The organism is uncultured Methanofollis sp. (assembly GCF_937919355.1).
Taxonomy (GTDB): Archaea; Halobacteriota; Methanomicrobia; order Methanomicrobiales; family Methanofollaceae; genus Methanofollis.
Genome location: NZ_CALFSA010000139.1, coordinates 1 through 14,381, shown reverse-complemented (window position 1 = coordinate 14,381; position 14,381 = coordinate 1). Strand labels below are relative to the sequence as shown.

At 61.9% G+C, this 14,381-nt stretch carries 14 protein-coding genes, 2 tRNA genes and 1 pseudogene; 8 read left to right on the top strand and 9 right to left on the bottom strand.

Going from position 1 to position 14,381, the window contains the following annotated elements; translation table 11 throughout:
- Positions 1 to 118: 118 nt before the first annotated feature.
- The 3 genes from Q0520_RS06720 to Q0520_RS06710 form a co-directional block, all read right to left on the bottom strand.
- Positions 119 to 496 carry a hypothetical protein gene (locus Q0520_RS06720; RefSeq protein ID WP_298667920.1) on the bottom strand — a complete coding sequence of 126 codons (378 nt, stop codon included), beginning with the start codon at positions 494 to 496 and terminating at the stop codon, positions 119 to 121.
- A 218-nt stretch (positions 497 to 714) separates the two neighbouring features.
- The gene (locus Q0520_RS06715) at positions 715 to 1,059 is read right to left on the bottom strand and encodes a hypothetical protein (RefSeq protein WP_298667917.1); all 345 of its coding nucleotides are present in this window, start codon (positions 1,057 to 1,059) and stop codon (positions 715 to 717) included.
- A 194-nt stretch (positions 1,060 to 1,253) separates the two neighbouring features.
- Complete coding sequence (locus Q0520_RS06710) at positions 1,254 to 1,712, bottom strand: phosphopantetheine adenylyltransferase (protein WP_298667914.1); 459 nt, start codon at positions 1,710 to 1,712, stop codon at positions 1,254 to 1,256.
- Between the two features lie 29 nt (positions 1,713 to 1,741).
- On the opposite strand from Q0520_RS06710, the gene Q0520_RS06705 reads away from it, so the two are divergent.
- The 4 genes from Q0520_RS06705 to Q0520_RS06690 are packed head-to-tail and all read left to right on the top strand — an operon-like array spanning position 1,742 to position 5,226.
- Complete coding sequence (locus Q0520_RS06705) at positions 1,742 to 2,233, top strand: gamma carbonic anhydrase family protein (protein WP_298667911.1); 492 nt, start codon at positions 1,742 to 1,744, stop codon at positions 2,231 to 2,233.
- Positions 2,226 to 3,509, top strand: a complete 1,284-nt coding sequence (locus tag Q0520_RS06700) for a CoB--CoM heterodisulfide reductase iron-sulfur subunit A family protein (RefSeq protein ID WP_298667908.1) — start codon at positions 2,226 to 2,228, stop codon at positions 3,507 to 3,509. The genes Q0520_RS06705 and Q0520_RS06700 overlap by 8 nt, the downstream gene beginning before the upstream one ends.
- Positions 3,506 to 4,528 carry an S-methyl-5-thioribose-1-phosphate isomerase gene (gene mtnA / locus Q0520_RS06695; RefSeq protein ID WP_298667905.1) on the top strand — a complete coding sequence of 341 codons (1,023 nt, stop codon included), beginning with the start codon at positions 3,506 to 3,508 and terminating at the stop codon, positions 4,526 to 4,528. The genes Q0520_RS06700 and mtnA overlap by 4 nt, the downstream gene beginning before the upstream one ends.
- 20 nt (positions 4,529 to 4,548) lie before the next feature.
- Positions 4,549 to 5,226, top strand: coding sequence for a DUF116 domain-containing protein (locus Q0520_RS06690; protein WP_298667902.1), 678 nt, complete (start codon positions 4,549 to 4,551; stop codon positions 5,224 to 5,226).
- On the opposite strand, the gene Q0520_RS06685 is transcribed toward Q0520_RS06690, so the two are convergent.
- The 4 genes from Q0520_RS06685 to Q0520_RS06670 all read right to left on the bottom strand — a co-directional run bounded on the left by Q0520_RS06685 (position 5,204) and on the right by Q0520_RS06670 (position 8,979).
- Complete coding sequence (locus Q0520_RS06685; RefSeq protein WP_298667900.1) at positions 5,204 to 5,623, bottom strand: polymer-forming cytoskeletal protein; 420 nt, start codon at positions 5,621 to 5,623, stop codon at positions 5,204 to 5,206. The two genes, Q0520_RS06690 and Q0520_RS06685, sit on opposite strands and share 23 nt — an antisense overlap.
- Before the next feature lie 157 nt (positions 5,624 to 5,780).
- Positions 5,781 to 6,617 (bottom strand): geranylgeranylglycerol-phosphate geranylgeranyltransferase, encoded by an 837-nt coding sequence (locus Q0520_RS06680; RefSeq protein WP_298667897.1) that lies wholly within the window; start codon positions 6,615 to 6,617, stop codon positions 5,781 to 5,783.
- Between the two features lie 36 nt (positions 6,618 to 6,653).
- Positions 6,654 to 8,843: a DUF3160 domain-containing protein gene (locus Q0520_RS06675; RefSeq protein WP_298667894.1), complete on the bottom strand. Its 2,190-nt coding sequence runs from the start codon at positions 8,841 to 8,843 to the stop codon at positions 6,654 to 6,656.
- A gap of 61 nt (positions 8,844 to 8,904) precedes the next feature.
- Positions 8,905 to 8,979, bottom strand: a tRNA-Arg gene (locus tag Q0520_RS06670).
- A gap of 66 nt (positions 8,980 to 9,045) precedes the next feature.
- On the opposite strand from Q0520_RS06670, the gene Q0520_RS06665 reads away from it, so the two are divergent.
- On the top strand, positions 9,046 to 10,164 hold the full coding sequence (locus tag Q0520_RS06665; RefSeq protein WP_298667891.1) for a tRNA (guanine(10)-N(2))-dimethyltransferase: 1,119 nt from the start codon (positions 9,046 to 9,048) through the stop codon (positions 10,162 to 10,164).
- Between the two features lie 535 nt (positions 10,165 to 10,699).
- Here the strand turns inward: Q0520_RS06665 and Q0520_RS06660 are convergent.
- On the bottom strand, positions 10,700 to 11,812 hold the full coding sequence (locus Q0520_RS06660) for a GTP-binding protein (RefSeq protein ID WP_298667888.1): 1,113 nt from the start codon (positions 11,810 to 11,812) through the stop codon (positions 10,700 to 10,702).
- A 171-nt stretch (positions 11,813 to 11,983) separates the two neighbouring features.
- Between Q0520_RS06660 and Q0520_RS06655 the strand changes: the two genes are divergently transcribed.
- From Q0520_RS06655 to Q0520_RS06645, 3 genes and pseudogenes are all read left to right on the top strand, one after another.
- A tRNA-Glu gene (locus Q0520_RS06655) sits at positions 11,984 to 12,057 on the top strand.
- 72 nt (positions 12,058 to 12,129) lie between these two features.
- Positions 12,130 to 12,555, top strand: a pseudogene (locus Q0520_RS06650) (limonene-1,2-epoxide hydrolase family protein).
- Positions 12,556 to 12,805: 250 nt separating this feature from the next.
- The gene (locus Q0520_RS06645) at positions 12,806 to 13,672 is read left to right on the top strand and encodes a PHP domain-containing protein (RefSeq protein WP_298667885.1); all 867 of its coding nucleotides are present in this window, start codon (positions 12,806 to 12,808) and stop codon (positions 13,670 to 13,672) included.
- Here the strand turns inward: Q0520_RS06645 and cls are convergent.
- Positions 13,669 to 14,381, bottom strand: a 713-nt coding sequence (cls, locus tag Q0520_RS06640; RefSeq protein WP_298667882.1) for a cardiolipin synthase, incomplete at its 5' end; no start/stop codon positions are given. The genes Q0520_RS06645 and cls overlap by 4 nt on opposite strands.

Sequence of the window (14,381 nt, the reverse complement as noted above, 5' to 3'; positions counted from 1 at the left end):
GACGGCAGATCGAATCTGCGGCTCTCCTCTCCATCGAGGCCGAATTCAAACAGGGGTGCATCATCGCTGGCACCTACTCTCCTCGATCAGTCCTGCGAACGAGTGCCGCAATGCCTGATCATCTTTTCTCAACGATCTCCCTGTACTTCACGAGAAAATGGGGGACCTGTCGTGCAAGCGTGCCCAGCATAGGCATCTGAAGCGTCGCCACATAATACTGCGTTTCTGTGCGTGCCTGTCGCGCCTTCTCCAGCATCTCGCATTCGTCGGGCGTGAAGAAATTCCCTGGGAAGTGTTGTAGAAGTGCAATCGTGCAGGTATGGTTCTCGGACTTGATCCCGATCTTCATGAGCACGGCGTACAGAGAGAAATAGAGAGAATAATAGCCGGTCGAGATCTTCCAGTCATTCGAAGCCACAGAATGCATGGTGTCCGTGGCATCCTCCGCTTTTTTCAGGTATGCACCTGCGGGGGTGTCATTTGGTTCGACAGGCATGATGCCGTTTTTTTATCCCGGCGCACCAGGAGAGTATGTCTTTCATGCCATCACCTCTCGGACAAAAGAGTCTGTGTTTTTTCCACACGATATGATTCCGTCTCACCTCGAAGACAAGAGGCTCAGACAGATATTTCGGGCCGAACGCGGTATCTGGGTACGATTTGATAGTGACCTCGACACCGTACATCTCCCCGATTTTTGCGACTTCCCTCTCATCATATCGTCCTGCAACGAAGATATCGAGGTCTGAGGTTTCTGTCTCCGTACCTTTCGCGTAACTCCCGAAGAGAAGAGTGATACCTTTGCGTACAGGAGGAGACCCTGTCCAGTATTCCCGAGATATAGGGGTTTTCTTCCATAAACCGGATCTTCTTGTAGATCTCGGCGAGAATAAAATATTGGATAGATATTTCGCCAGATTTTATCCGGAAGAGCCGGATTTTCCCGCGTTGTGATGATGCAAGCACGCTTTTATCTTCAAGACGCACGAGGACAGTCTGCGCCGTCCCGGGACTGATCGGGAGATAGGTACAGACCTCCCGGATGTATGCAACACTCACGGTCGTATCCACGGGAAAACAGGGCGAGTATCATGAGGTCGGTCTCAGTTATGTCTAATTTTTTAGACATACGTCTTTTTTTATCAATGTTATATGAAGATAGGGTTGGAGCATCCTATCATGCAGTATCGGGGAGTCAGCGGTTCTCTCTGCATTGACTCCCACGAACCAGAGGAGATCAGAGAGACTGCCCCTCACCGCATCAAATGCCCGGCCTCGTCGATCTCGCCCCTGATGATCCGCGTCGAGGAGATCCAGCGGCCGTCCTCCGCGAGCACGCAGGCGATCTGGTGGATCTCGACCATCCTCTTCCCCTTCGCCCGGCGGAGTTTGTTGATCTCCAGGGCCACCGGCAGGGTCTCCTCGGAGACGACAAGGATGTCGAAGTCGGCGTCCAGGGCTGAGCCGTAGCGGTCGTTCAACTCCTCAACCTCCCACCTGACCCCTGCGGGGAGGCCTCGCACGTACCTCTCCAGCGCGGCTTTCCTCTCGTCGTACGACATCACCGGATGCGTTTTGCGTCCGGCGAAGGTGTCGGAGGAGAGGCCGATGATCACGATCCCGTCCGGGCCTGCAAGTTCAAAAGAGCGCGATATCAGTTTCTTGTGTCCTGCATGCAGGGGGGAGAAGGTGCCCCCGACCATAATCTTCATTGATAGTAATGGGGAATCCATAATATAATATGAACCACACTCTGCGCATCGGCGATGAGGTCTTCATTGCGGAAAACGCCACCCTCCTCGGCAACGTCACCATCGGCGACCGTTCCGGCGTCTGGTTCGGCGCCGTGCTGCGCGGCGACCGCGACCGGATCGTCATCGGCGCCGACTCCAATGTCCAGGACAACGCCACCGTCCATGGCAGCACCGGTTTCCCGACCCTCATCGGTGACCGGGTCTCCATTGGCCACGGTGCGGTCGTCCACGGCTGCACCATCTCCGACGAGGTGCTCGTGGGCATGGGTGCGATCGTGATGAATGGTGCGGTCGTCGGCGAGGGCTCGATCGTCGGCGCAGGTGCCGTGGTCACCGAGGGAAAGGTCATCCCGCCGGGCTCGGTCGTGCTCGGCGTCCCGGGCAAGGTCGTCAAGCAGGTCGACGACGTCCAGCGCGAGCACATCAGGGAGAACGCGAAAGTCTACGTCGAGATGGCCGGGAGGTACAGGCGTGGCTGAGGTCGTCGTCATCGGCGGCGGGATCGCCGGCATCCAGGCCGCCCTCGACCTCGCCAACCACGGGGTCCGCGTCCACCTCGTCGAGAGAGAACCCGCGATCGGCGGCCACATGGCCCAACTCGACAAGACCTTCCCGACAAACGACTGCTCGATGTGCATCCTCTCCCCGAAGATGGTCGAGGTGGAGCGCCACCCGGAGATCGTCCTCCACACCTGCACCGAGGTGACGGGGATTGAAGGGGAGGTCGGCAACTTCACCGTCCACCTCAGGCGCCACCCCAGGTACGTCGACGAAGAGAGGTGCAATGGCTGCGGCGACTGCACCGCGGTCTGCCCTGTCGAGGTCTACAACCGTTTCGACGCCGGGATCGGCGTGCGGAAGGCGATCTACCGCCCGATGCCCCAGGCCGTCCCGAACATCACGATCAGAGACGCCGAACACTGCATCGACTGCGGCCTCTGCTACGAGGCCTGCGGCCGCGATGCCGTCCTCCACGACGACCAGGACCATGAGGAGGAGTTCGACCTCACTGCGGCGAGCATCGTCGTCACCACAGGCTATGCCACCTTCGACCCGGGCAAGAAGAGGAACCTCAGGTACCTCCAGGTCCCCGACGTCGTCACCAGTCTCCAGTTCGAGAGGATGATCAACGCAAGCGGCCCGACGGGCGGCGAGGTGCGGAGGCTCTCGGACGGCGCTGTCCCGCGAAGTGTCGCCTTCCTCCAGTGCGTCGGCTCCCGCGACATGCAGGTCGACCGCCCGTACTGCTCCTGCGTCTGCTGCATGGCCGCGATGAAGAACGCCATGCTCATCAGGGAGCACCACCCCGAGATCGAGGTCACCATCCTGTACATGGACGTGCGGGCCTATGGCAAGGGCTACGAGGAGTACTTCAACCGCGCCGGGGCGATGGGCGTCCGCTTCCTCCGCGGCCTTCCGGGTGAGATCGCACAGACGGACGGTGGCCTTGAGATGCAGGTCGAGAACACCGAGACAGGTGCGGTCGAACTCCTGAAGACCGACCTTGTCGTCCTCTCCGTCGGCATGGAGCCCCCGAAAGGGATGGGGGAACTTGCAGAGGGCCTCGGCATCACCCTGGAAGAGACAGGTTTTGTCCACACGAGGGACGAGAAGATGAACGCCGTGGCGACGATCAGGCCGGGCATCTACGTGGCAGGCACGGCCGCCGCCCCGAAAGACATCCCCGACAGCGTGGCAATGGGCGGTGCGGCCGCGATGCGGGCGTACACCGACGTCCTGAAGGCCGGCCCATGATCCCGCGGACCATTGAACGGGACGGCGCCACCCTCCGCTTCATCGACCAGACCCTCCTCCCGGAGAGGCTGGAGGTCGTCGCCTGCACCGACGTCGATCGCCTTGCCAGGGCGATCCGCCGCCTTGAGGTGCGGGGCGCCCCGGCCCTCGGCATCGCCGGGGCGTATGGCGTCGCTCTCGCGGCGATGACGAGCACGGAGACGGACTACGGCCCCTTTGTTGAGGATGTGGCGAAGGCCGCCGCGTACCTCCGGGTCACCAGACCGACGGCGGTGAACCTCGGGTGGGGGATCGACCGCACGCTGGCCGCCCTGCGGGCCACCGGGACGGTGGACGGGGCCGTCGAGGCCGCGGTCAGGGAGGCAGACCATATCGCCCGCGAAGACGAGGAGGTCTGCCGGGCCCTCGGGAGGAACGGCGCCGACCTCATCCCCGACGGCGCCCGCGTCCTCACCCACTGCAATGCCGGTGCCCTCGCCTGCTCCACCTGGGGGACGGCCCTCGGCGTCGTCAGGTCGGCAGTGGAGAGCGGGAAAAAAGTCTCCGTCACCGCCTGCGAGACGCGGCCCCTCCTCCAGGGGGCGCGCCTCACCGCCTTCGAACTCCACGAGGACGGCATCCCTGCGCGGGTGATCACCGATTCCACCGCCGCCTTCCTGATGCAGAGAGGAGAGATCGACTGCGTCGTCGTCGGTGCGGACAGGATCACACAGGACGCCGTCTTCAACAAGATCGGGACCTACATGCACGCCGTCTGTGCTCGCTACCACGGTATCCCCTTCTACGTCGCCGCACCGCTCTCCACATTCGACACCATACACCGTGCTGCAGACATCACGATCGAGGAGAGAGACGAGGACGAGATCGGCGCATTCAGCGGGAAGCGGACTGTCCCCTCCGGCGTGCCCTGCACGAACTTCGCCTTCGATGCCACGCCCCTCGACCTCGTCTCAGCCATCGTGACAGAAAAAGGCGTCCTCAGACCGCCGTACGGACAGATGCAGGGAATATTTAAATAATCACTCCATATTCTCCTATCATGTTCTTCACGGCCTCGCTCTGGAACGACCTCATGATGCTCATCGGAGAGGTCACGGTCATCCTGATCGTCGGGATGCTCATCGGCGCCGTCCTGGTTATGATCGTCGCCGGCCTCTCCATCCAGAATGGGCAGTTCTATTTTCCGCGCCTGATGAAGAGCGGGATGGTCCTCCTCGAAGGCGTGATCAAAGGGATGTGCAAGTTCTTCGGTTTCGACGACACAGACCTCGTCCAGTTCTCGATCAAACTACAGAATATGATGAATACGAAGAGGTTCGCCGAGACACCCGTCGAAAAAAGGGTGATCTACCTGCCCCAGTGCCTGCGGTCGGCAGAGTGCCCGGCCCACCTCACACCTGAGGGCCTTGTCTGCCGCCGGTGCGGCAGATGCGATATCGGCAGGGAGATCGACGCATACGAGGCGATGGGCTACCGGGTCTTCATCGCCCCGGGCTCCACCCTCATCAAGAGGATGATGAAAAAATACCGGCCAAAGGCGATCATCGGGATTGGGTGCCTGATGGAGATAAAAGAAGGGCTCGAACTCTGCGACAGGGCAGGAGTCATCGGCATGGGCGTCGTCACCCTGAAGGACGGCTGCGTGGAGACAGTCCTCAACTGGGACGAGCTCCACGAGATCGCCGCGATCGGGATTACTGCGCCTGGTTCCCGATAACCTTCACATTTCTGCCGATGAGGCCGGTGCTCGTGATCTTCCCGTACACATAGATCGTGGCGTCGCTCCTCACCTCGCCAACCCTGACGCCCGGCCGTAGGATGATGTCGCCCCCGGCAGAGACCGACCCGAGGACGACATCGTCGGAGATGGTCACATCCTCCCCGACGGTGAGGGCCCCCTTGATCTTCACGCCCCGGCCGATCACCCCGGACTGGCAGGTGACATCCCCACCGACAGTCGAGGACGGGCCGAGTTCGAGGCAACCGTCGACGTCGAGGCGGCCCCAGAAATGGGTTTCTGGCGGGACGATGAAATCTCCAGGGATGTGGACATTACCGTCGAAATACGATCCCTTCGGTGCGATGTAGGTGTTCCCGCGCTGATAGACCTTCATGCTCTAAACACGATCATGCCATGCATGGAAAGAATAGTTTTCGGTTTGTTTATATGAGGGATGCTGAAATCGTGTATCGATATATAGCCCCACTACATATTGTCCGGGAAGGAACTCTCCGATTACGTGATCAAACTCGGTAATCCCGCTGCGTCCTTCAGAGGAGGACGGCAGCGGCGGTAAAGATCACGAGAGAGAGGAACATCCCCTTCTTCAGGGTGGAGGTAACGCGTGACGACCTGATGCAGACCGGCGTCGTGCACCCCCGCACCTTCATGGCACCGATGAGGACGGCAAGGTTCAGGACGCCGATGGCAAGGAGGTACGGGAGGCCCCACCACCGGAAGACCGGGAGCATGGAGAGGACGGTGGCCGCCCCGGCGAATACGAAGGCAAGGGTGATCGTCCTGGGGATGCCGAGGATCATGGGCAGGGTTCGCGCCCCGCCGGCGGCGTCGCCTTCCACGTCCTCCGCGTCCTTGAGCACCTCACGGGCCACCATCGCAAGGAAGGTGACCCCCGCGACAGGGAGGTTCGCTGCAAGGCCTTCTGTCCCGGCGAGGGCGCCGCCGAAGAGGAAGATCGAAGCCGAGAGATAGGCGACCGCAAGGTTGCCAATAAAGGGCATGCCTTTCAGGCGTGCGGCGTAGAGCACGAGGAGGACCGAGTTGAAGAGGGCGATCGCAAGGCAGAGATAGTTTGTTGCCAGGGTGAAGAGGTTCCCGGCCGCAAAGAGGATGGCGGCATAGATGAGGGCGCCCCGGCGCGAGACAAGACCTGCGGGGATCGGTCTGTCTGGCCTGTTGATCGCGTCGATCTCGGCGTCGCAGTAGTCGTTGATGACATTTCCGGCAGCGGTGATCAGGGCGACGATCCCGATGAGGACGGCGGATTCAGGCGTGACTGTCCCTGTGGCGATGAGGTAGCCGAGCACCCCGGCAAGCCCGGCGACGACCGAGTTGGCCGGGCGGGTGATCGAGAGATAACCGTGCATTCGGAAAAGAGGTGAGCGGGGGAGGTATTTCAATCCTCACACCACGGCGACATAGCCCGCTGTCCACCCCGGCCGTGCAGGCGGGTCGGTCGCAAGCATCCTCTGCCAGGCCTCGTCGGTGAGCCTCCCGGAGAGGGGGACGGTGAACTCGTAGTACGAGAAGACCGGGCCGGCCGCGAGGAAGGGCCGGCCGTCGGGGTCGGGACAGGTGACGACGATGAGGTCCACATACCCGACACCCTCCTCGAGGACGAGTTTGTCGTATGGGTCTGTATGCACGTCGGCGACGATAGCGGTCGTCATCCCGTCCTCGTCGACGTCGGCGACGAGGCGGTCGAGGGCGGTGGCGACGCCCCTGATGAAAGCCTCGTCATCGGCGGTGAGGGCATCGCCTTCAAGTTCCTTCACCGAGATCGCCTCCAGGCGTGCGAGGACGTCTTCGAGTGAGCGGAGACGGGACTCTGCGGTCTCGTCAAGGGCGCCGAGGTCGGCGAGGCCCTCGCGGGTCATTGCGGTGAGGACGAGGAGACGGTGGTAGAGGTCTGGCACGGGCTCGACATATCCTGCGACCTCCTGCTCGGGCGGCCGGTAGGCCATCCCCTTGCCCATCGTGTAACTCTGCTTGGCGTACAGGATGGTGTCGTGGCGGAGTTCAGTCCAGGAGGCAAGGGAGGTGGTGAGTTCCTTCTCCTGCCAGGCCGTCGTCCGCATGAAGGTCGGGTAGCCCTCCCCGAAGTCGGCAAGGAGGGGCTGGAGAGTGTAGAGCCAGCCCAGGGCAAGGTTTCTGTTCCACGCGCTCTCGTTCTGCGGGAGTTCCCCGGCGAGGCGAGTGACGATGGCGTCGTAGTGCTCGTACCGGCTGTCGCCATTCTCGCCCAGGATCGCATCGGCCCTCTCTGAACCGAGGAGAGCCATCACGTCGAGGGCTGTCGGGATGGAGCGCCCCTCGCTGTGGAGGGTGAAGGGGGTGCCCGTCCCGGTGAAGGCGCCTGTGTAGGGGTACACCAGTTCTGAAAAGATATAGGAGTCCAGGAGGAAGCGCTGGCCCATGAACCTGAACCCCTGCGTCCCATTGAGACAGGTACGCGCCTCTTCGGGGGTAAAGGCGATGCAGTCGGCGGTGCCGCCGTAGATCGCGGGGGCGCGGTAGGTGCCGAGTTCGCGCTGGAGGGCCGCGACCTCGTCTGCTGAGAAGTCGGTCTTCGGACCGCCGAAGAGGGTGTCCATCGCCGAAAGATAGTCGCGGGGGCCGAGGTCGTCGGAGTATCCCGCATAGAAGGAGGTGGCCGTGTAGATCCTGTCCCACCTCTCCATCAGGGCCGGGTCGGCGGCAAGGGCGGCGGCGATCTGGGCGGCGCCGATCGTCTGAACTCTGGCGTCCTCGGGGGTAGCGAGGGTGCCGTTGAGGAGGAAGGCCATCCGGCCGTGCCACATCATCGCCTGGAAGTAGTTCTCCAGTCTCTCCGACCGGGTGTAGTGGCCGCGGGGGAGGTACTGCGAGTAGTCCTCCTTGTACCTGAAGAGAGGCGAGGCTTCGGTGCCGGCATGGCCGCGGATCAGGAGGAGTTCGGCCTCCACGTCGGACCTGACCTCATCGGGGACGGCGGCGGCGTAGCGCTCCACGTCTCCGGGTTCAAAGCCTGTACCTGCCCCGACCTGTCGGGCATCAGGGGCGAGGAGACTGGTTGCAACGCCGAAGTATGCGGCGTTCCGCCGGGCCGCCTCCTTCGCCTCGCCGCTCGACCGCCCGTAGGTCTCCATCGAGATTTTGAGGAGTGCGGAGTCGAGGGCGTACAGGTCGTCGTACAATGTCCCCTCCTCGACTACCCGCATCGTCTCGTCGAACTGGATATGATAGAGGTGGAGGAGGGAGTCGGTGCTCACAAAGACCGGGACACCCCCCTCCTTCAGGGCGGCATAGGGCCTGACCATGTCGGTGCCCCCCGGACCGAGGGGGTTTTCGACGACGACGAAACCGTTTCTCGCGAGGAGGGCCTCGGCCTCCGGGCCGAGGGAGAGGGCGGCATCGACGCTGTCCCAGTTGGTGACATTCGCCGCCTCAAGGGGGAGGGGGTACTGTGGTGCGGAGAGGTTCACCGGCAGGGGCTGGGGGGTCTGGTACGTGGAGAAGTTCGGCGCTGGCGGCGGCGCCTCTGGTGGTGTCACGCACCCGGCAAGGAGTGTAGCGGCAAGGACGAGCAGGGCAAAGAGGGGAGTCCGGTACATGGACGATCAGAGGGCGTCGGTACCAAAAAAAGTATGCATCAATCACGGCGCGAAAATGGAACGGGCTTGGGGGGATTTGAACCCCCGGCATTCAGCTTAGGAGGCTGACGCCATGTCCTGGCTAGGCCACAAGCCCCGGTGTGCTCTGTAATATGGGTGCCGGGAAGGTATTAAGGTTTTGAAGGCACACCTTTCTCCCGCAATGGAGAAGGTTCCGGTCACCGAGGGAAAGACCACGTTTTTTGCGCCGGTTCAGGATGAAAATGCCGCTTTTCCCCCGGGTTCGGCCCCGATCTTTTATAACCGGAGGATGGAGGTGAACAGGGACGCCACCGTCCTCTATCTCTCGACGGTGCAACCCTCAGACTACCTCGACGCCATGGGTGCGATGGGCGCGCGGGGCCTGCGCGTGGCCCATGAAGTCGGTATTCCCGTGACGATCAATGATATCAGCCCCTCGGCCGCGGCCGAGATCAGGGAGAATGCAGGACGGGTCGGCGGGGAGATCGAGGTGACCTGCATGGACGCCAACGCCCTGATGAGCACGAGGAGGTTCGACGCCGTGGACCTCGACCCCTTCGGGACACCTGCCCCCTTCACCGACGCTGCCTGCCGGAGTGCAAAACGTTTCCTCTGCGTGACCGCGACCGACACCGCCCCCCTCTGCGGGGCGCATCTGAAGGCGGGCATGCGCCGGTACTTCGCACGGCCCATGAACACCGAGTACCACCGCGAGGTGGGGTTGCGCATCCTCCTCGGCTTTGTGGCGCGGGAGATGGTGAAATACGACAGGGGCATCACCCCTGTCTTCTGCTTCTCCCACGAGCACTTTGTCCGCCTCAACCTGCGGGTCTGGGGGCGGGTCAAGAACGCCGAGCAGACGATGGCGCGGATCGGCTACGTGATGCAGTGCCCGCACTGCTTCTACCGCGAGGAGCAGGCGGGCATGCTCCCCGAGGCGGCGACCTGCCCGGCCTGCGGCGCCGCCCTGCGGCCTGTCGGTCCCCTCTGGCTCGGCGCGGTGAACGACCCGGAGACCATCAGGGCGATGGTCGAGCGCCTCCCTGCGATGGACCTTGGCACGGAGACCTACCTCTCCCGCCTCCTCCCCCTCCTCGCGGAGGAACTCCCAACCGCAACCTTCTACGACTACCACAGGGTCGCCCAGAGGCTGCGGGCCTCGCCGCCGGGCATCGACGTGGTGCTCAACCGTCTGCGGGACGCCGGCTACCAGGCGACGCGGACCCACTACGAAGGCACGGGGATCAGGACGGACGCACCCCTCGCCGTGCTTGAAGAGGCGATCCTCAGGCGGGACTAAGATTCGGGGAAGGGACTCCAGCGAAGGTCTTCGACCCGCTGCACATCGAAGATGTGCACGCACAGGAAAATCTTCGATTTTCCATCTTCTCGACTCCCTCCGGTCGTCTCCCGGGATTGTGATAGGGCCGGAAAGGCAGAAGGCGGAGATTCCATCCCTGAAAGGGGATGCTTGAGGAGAGGCAGAGCCTCGTGCAAACCTGGAGAGTCGTTCTCCCGGATCATTTTCATGGAGGTTATCCCAGAACTGATCCGAACCCTCATTCACGCTGATGAAATGACTCGCGTTCGATTCTGAAAATCCTATTCTGGAGTGTCTTGTCCGGGGGACTGCCTTGAAGACTCCGTCTTCCCGACTCCCTCTGTTCGTCACTCGAAAACCGAAGGTTTCGAGTTCCGGGGGCGTCAGTCCCCCGGCGAACGGGAAGGAAAGGATCAGGACGCACTATCAACCGATGTAGGAGGAATTCTACAGGGCCGACTTCACAGAACGCAAAAAAAGTGTATGCCGGTCGAGCCGAGGGGCAGACCAGTCCTCAGAACCTGGTGACGATCGTGATGATGTCGCCGTCGGCGAGAGTGTGCTGGAGGCCAACACGCTGGGCGTCGTGCTTCACCGAATTGCCCCACACTTTCGCGTACCTGAACTTGTCCACGAACTCGCGGTGGAGGCGGCGGCAGACGTCCTCGACCGTCGAACCCGTCCTGACGATCATCGGTTCGTCCATGTCTGCCGGGCCGCCGAGGGGTTTCATGAAGAGGCGCATGAATCCAAAATGCTCGTAGATCGCGTCTTTCAGTCCATCGATATTGTAGCCTGAGTGGGCTGAGACCATGTAGGGTTCCTCGCCGAAGCGCTCCGTAAGTTTGGTCTCGATCTTGTTTCTCGTCTTCTCGTCGACCAGGTCGACCTTGTTGATCGCGATGAAGGCCGGGACATAGACACGGTTGCCGATCATGGCGTCGATGAAGTCGTCCTGGGTGACATCGCCGCGGATGAGGACGTCGGCATTCATGATCTTGTTCTCGGCGAGTATGGACCGCACTTCCTCAATGTCGAGGGCCTCGTCGCCGACATAGTTGAGCCTGATACCGCCGTTCCCGCTCTTCTTGATCGTGATGTCGGGCTTCGGTTTGTTGATCCTGATACCGGCGTCGTACAGTTCCCGCATCAGGACGTCGATATGCTGGCCGTTGTAGACGTCGCCGAGGATGAGGATCAGGTCGGCGCTCCGCACGACCGCGATGACCTCCTTGCCGCGCCCCTTGCCCATCGCCGCACCTGCAATGAGACCGGGGATATCGAGGACCTGGATCTTCGCGCCCCGGTGCTCCAGGATGCCGGGCACGACGGTGAGGGTCGTGAAGGCATAGGCCCCGACCTCGCTCTCCTGTCCGGTGAGCTGGTTCAGGAGGGTGGACTTACCGACTGACGGGAAACCGACAAGCACGACCGTCCCGTCCCCGGACTTCTTGACAGAATAGCCATCGCCGCAGCCCGCGGACTTCATCGCCCGCTGGACGGCCTCTTCCTTGATCTTGGCGAGCTTCGCCTTCAGGCGGCCGATGTGTTTGGATGTGGCCTTGTTGTATACCGTGCGCTGGAGCTCGTCCTCGATCTCCTTGATCTCATCTTCAAGACCACTCATTCCTCATAGATCTGTTAGATGACTACATAAGGATCATGGATAGGGAACGCCGGCGCTCCTTCGCGCGGCCCCAATCGCAGAGATATAAACTCGGCCGGAACGAGAGGCGCAGACAGGAATGGTTAAATACCGCTATATCTAACATTGTAGAGCACATAGGTGCAAACAATTGCTGCTATAGTGTAGCCGGCCAATCATGCAGGACTCTCACTCCTGCGACTGGGGTTCGAATCCCCATAGCAGCATTCTGTTCTCTTGTTTCAACATTCTGTCTTAGAGCCGTGCTTTTTCTCGTCATTTCACAGGCAGGCCATCCCATGCATCCGAACCGGCTGATCATATCACCAGCGGTCACGAATCCACAGTCACCCCTCGGTATTGTCAGGGCATTTCTCGCTGCAATGAAGACCCTTGACTTCGACACGGCACTCTCGTACGTGTCCAGCGACTGCGAATACGGCAACGTGCCCATGCCCGAGGCAAAGGTATACGGATCCAAAGGAATTCGTGCCGTGTTGGAACCGTTCTTTGCACCGATCATCGAGAATGCGTTTGTCATTTTACGCGAAGCGGCCGAAGGCCCTGTAGTATTCACGGAGCGACTCGATTGACACCGCCTGCCCCATGGTTGGGTTGAGTTACCCGTCACAGGAGTGTGGGAGGTGCACAACGGTCGCATCACGCTCTGGCGGGACTACTTCAATCTGCCAACACTTACGCCGATGTTTGCCCCGGCCACCTGACGGCGAGGAGACGGGACTCGGTACCGCCCTTGCGGCCGCAGTGCCCGTGCGTGTGATAGTCATGTCGACCCTGAAAGTGGAGAGGCACCTGGCAGAGAGGACAGGGATGTACGGGCACATATGATGAGAAAGAGGCTTTTAACTTCACATCATGCGTAAAACTGGGAATAATATTGCCGGTTTTTCATACCGGCCGGGCCGCCGCGACCCGACCTTTTTTCTCCTCCCGCACGGAGACAGAGATCAACCCATGCGATCCAGATATACCCCCCTCAGGCCTGGTGCCGGCGAGGTCATCTTCAGGAGGCCGACGAGAGAGGAGGTCACAGGCCCCGGCCTCCTTGCGGCCGACCTGCATGTCCACACCAACCACTCGGACGCCCCGACGCGGGTGAGGGACGCCCTGAAATTCGCCGCACGGCAGGGCATCGGGCTTGCGATCACCGACCACAATCAGGTCAGTGGTTCCCTGGAGGCGTGTCGGGCCGGCACCACCGTCCCGGTCGTCCCGGGCATCGAGGTGAGCGCGGACGACGGCCCCCACCTCCTCCTGTACTTCGCCGCACCCTCCGACCTCAGGGACTTCTACACCCGGCATATCGAGAGGAAGAAGAGAGACGGCCCCTTCATCGCCATCAAGATGGCCACCGAGGAACTTCTGGACGCACGTGAGGGCTATCACTGCGTCGCCGTCGAGGCGCACCCCTGCGGGTATGCCCTCCTGAACAGGGGCATCAGGCGGGGCCGAGGCAGTGCCGGGATCTTCTCCCGCCTTGACGCCCTGGAGGTGATCTCGGGTGGCATGGCCCGCATGCACAACCTGAAAGCCGTAGCACTCGCCCGGCGGTATGGCCTCGGGCAGACCGGCGGGACAGACGCCCACCTCCTCCGGGATATCGGTGGTGTCGTCACCTGTGCCACGGCCTGGACGGTGGAGGAGTTCCTGGACGCTATCGTGCGCCGGAAGACTGCGGTGATCGGGCAGGAGACGAGCGTCCTCAGGAAGGCGGTGATGGGAGCGGCCGTACTCCCCCACCACCTCCCGTACACTCTGCCGATCCTCAGGGACCGGGGGGAGCACCTGCTGACCCTCGTCCGCTCCCGCCAGAGACCCTAACCGAGGGGCGAGAAGAGGCGGGAGATAGACTCCTTGACCCTGATGAGGAGGGGACGCTGTGCATACCTCTCCTGTGTGATCTCCGTGCAGACGGCGAGGTCCTCGACAAAACGCCTCTTCAGTTCGGCCCCGACAGCGGGGTCGTAGAAGAAGGCGTTCGTCTCGAAGTTCAGCCGGAAACTCCGCACGTCCCAGTTGGCGCTGCCGACCGACCCCGCCGCCCCGTCGACGACGATGGTCTTTGCGTGGATGAAACCATTGTCATAGGTGTACGCCCGCACTCCTGCATCGAGGAGGTCGGCGACAAAGGAGAGGCTTGCCCAGTAGACGAAGGGATGGTCGGGCTTGCAGGGGATCATGACCCGCACGTCGACGCCGGAGAGGGCCGCGAGGCGCAGGGCATCGGTGACGCTGTCGTCCGGGATGAAGTACGGGCTCTGGATGTACACCGACTCCCGGGCCGCGTAGATCAGCTTGATGTAGCCCTCCTTGATCGGGCTCCACCGGGTGTCGGGGCCGCAGGAGACGATCTGGACTGGCGTCGTGCCGGTGGACATGCCGGCCGGGGGAAAATAGGCCTTCTCATAACCGGGATACTCCCCGGTGGCATAGTTCCAGTCGAGGACGAAACGGAGTTGCAGCATCTTCACCGCATCGCCGACGATCCTGACAGCGGTGTCCCGCCAGTAGCCGAGAGGCCCGGTCCCCA

Excerpts from the sequence above, each read along its gene's own strand:
- Q0520_RS06665 (WP_298667891.1), top strand. The coding sequence starts at position 9,046 with ATGGAGAAGGTTCCGGTCACCGAGGGAAAGACCACGTTTTTTGCGCCG.
- Q0520_RS06680 (WP_298667897.1), bottom strand. The coding sequence starts at position 6,617 with ATGCACGGTTATCTCTCGATCACCCGCCCGGCCAACTCGGTCGTCGCC.
- Q0520_RS06675 (WP_298667894.1), bottom strand. The coding sequence starts at position 8,843 with ATGTACCGGACTCCCCTCTTTGCCCTGCTCGTCCTTGCCGCTACACTC.
- Q0520_RS06645 (WP_298667885.1), top strand. The coding sequence starts at position 12,806 with ATGCGATCCAGATATACCCCCCTCAGGCCTGGTGCCGGCGAGGTCATC.
- Q0520_RS06705 (WP_298667911.1), top strand. The coding sequence starts at position 1,742 with ATGAACCACACTCTGCGCATCGGCGATGAGGTCTTCATTGCGGAAAAC.
- mtnA (WP_298667905.1), top strand. The coding sequence starts at position 3,506 with ATGATCCCGCGGACCATTGAACGGGACGGCGCCACCCTCCGCTTCATC.
- Q0520_RS06660 (WP_298667888.1), bottom strand. The coding sequence starts at position 11,812 with ATGAGTGGTCTTGAAGATGAGATCAAGGAGATCGAGGACGAGCTCCAG.
- Q0520_RS06685 (WP_298667900.1), bottom strand. The coding sequence starts at position 5,623 with ATGAAGGTCTATCAGCGCGGGAACACCTACATCGCACCGAAGGGATCG.
- Q0520_RS06720 (WP_298667920.1), bottom strand. The coding sequence starts at position 496 with ATGCCTGTCGAACCAAATGACACCCCCGCAGGTGCATACCTGAAAAAA.
- Q0520_RS06690 (WP_298667902.1), top strand. The coding sequence starts at position 4,549 with ATGTTCTTCACGGCCTCGCTCTGGAACGACCTCATGATGCTCATCGGA.
- Q0520_RS06710 (WP_298667914.1), bottom strand. The coding sequence starts at position 1,712 with ATGAAGATTATGGTCGGGGGCACCTTCTCCCCCCTGCATGCAGGACAC.